Here is a 1,674-nt window from a genome sequence, read left to right as displayed (position 1 = left end):
TGTGGGAGCAAAGTAGTAGTGTCGTACCTGAGCAAAGTACAGATGTCGTACCCCAAGGGTCTGTAGCGCATGCTGGTGCGGTTTTCCCGCCTGTGGAGACCGCCATGACGCGCACCGGGACGATCACAATGAGCATGCAGGAGCTTGACCGGCTGAAGGTCATTGAGGCGGTTGCCGAGGCGCGGCTGATGACCTGGCGCGCTGCTGAACGGCTGGGTTTGAGCCGACGCCAGGTCGAGCGGCTTGTGATCCGCTACCGCGACGAAGGCGCCGCTGGGCTCGTTTCGCTGCGGCGCGGCGCGCGCAGCAATCATCAGTTGCCGCAGACGGTGCTTGACGGGGCGCTCGGACTGATCCACGAGCGCTACGCGGATTTCGGACCGACGCTCGCGTGCGAGAAGCTGCGTGAATGCCATGGGCTGGTGCTGTCGAAGGAAACCGTGCGGCACCTGATGACGGACGCGGGCCTGTGGGTGCCGCGCAAACAGCGACCGCCGAAGGTCTATCAGCCGCGTGCCCGACGCGCCTGTTTCGGCGAACTGGTGCAGATCGACGGCAGTGACCATCACTGGTTTGAGGAACGGGCGCCGGCGTGCACGCTGCTGGTGTATGTCGACGATGCCACCAGCCGGATCATGGCGCTGCACTTCACGGCGACCGAGTCGACTTTCAGCTACTTTGAGGCGACGCGCGCGTATCTCGAAAGGCATGGCAAGCCGGTGGCGTTCTACAGCGACCGCGCCAGCGTGTTCCATGTCAAGAAGCGCGCGGAGACGGCGGGCAAAGGCGTCACGCAGTTCGGCCGCGCGATGTACGAGCTGAACATCGACACGTTCTGCGCCAACAGCAGCCCCGCCAAGGGGCGTGTCGAACGGGCTCACCTGACGCTGCAGGACCGCCTCGTGAAGGAACTGCGTTTGCGCGATATCAGCACCATCGAAGCCGCGAATGCGTATGCCTGCGCTTTCATGGCCGCTTATAACGCGCGCTTCGCGAAGCTGCCCAGAAGCACGTACGATGCGCACCGGCCGCTGCGCGCCGACGAGAATCTCGACACGATCCTGACGTGGCGGGTCCAGCGCAAGGTGTCGGATGCGCTGACGCTGCTCAACGATCGCGTGATCTGGCTGCTCGACGATACGCCGGCGACCCGCAGGCTGATCGGCCGCTACATCGACGTGTGGGAGTATCCGGACGGGCGCCTTGAGATCCGCGCGGACGGCGTCGTACTGCCCTGTGTCCAGTACGACAAGCTTGCCGAGATCGACCAGGGTGCGGTGATCGAGCACAAGCGTCTTGGTCATACGCTGCAGGTCGCGCAGGCCCTGCAGGCACAGCGCGACAACCGCCGGATCTCGGGCTCGCCATCACGTACGAATCGTGGTGCGGCGGTACGCAAAGCCAAACCCTCACCCGGCACGAAGAAGCAACGCGCATTTACCCGAGCCGACCTGAACCAGGCAATCGTGGAGATCGCACAGCAGTCGAAGATGCCTTCAACACCTGGCCAACGGTCTGCACGCACTCGCTGAACGGACTGACACGCCCTGCCCGTTCAAGGCTGTCCTTCGACACTACGTGGATTCAAACCGTTAAAGACAGACTCAAACCTGACATCAAGACTACGACATCTGTATTTAGCCAGCCCTGCGACATTTCAATCTGGCCTCGACA

General features: G+C 62.9%; 1 protein-coding gene. It reads left to right on the top strand.

Going from position 1 to position 1,674, the window contains the following annotated elements:
- The first annotated feature begins 104 nt into the window (after positions 1–104).
- Positions 105–1,532: an ISNCY family transposase gene (locus JMY24_RS37975; protein WP_128596808.1), complete on the top strand. Its 1,428-nt coding sequence runs from the start codon at positions 105–107 to the stop codon at positions 1,530–1,532.
- Positions 1,533–1,674 lie beyond the last annotated feature (142 nt).

Origin of the sequence: Paraburkholderia kirstenboschensis (assembly GCF_904848585.1) — a bacterium.
GTDB lineage: Bacteria > Pseudomonadota > Gammaproteobacteria > Burkholderiales > Burkholderiaceae > Paraburkholderia > Paraburkholderia kirstenboschensis.
The sequence above is the reverse complement of the archived record's forward strand: the minus strand, read 5'-3'. Positions and strand labels throughout refer to the sequence as shown.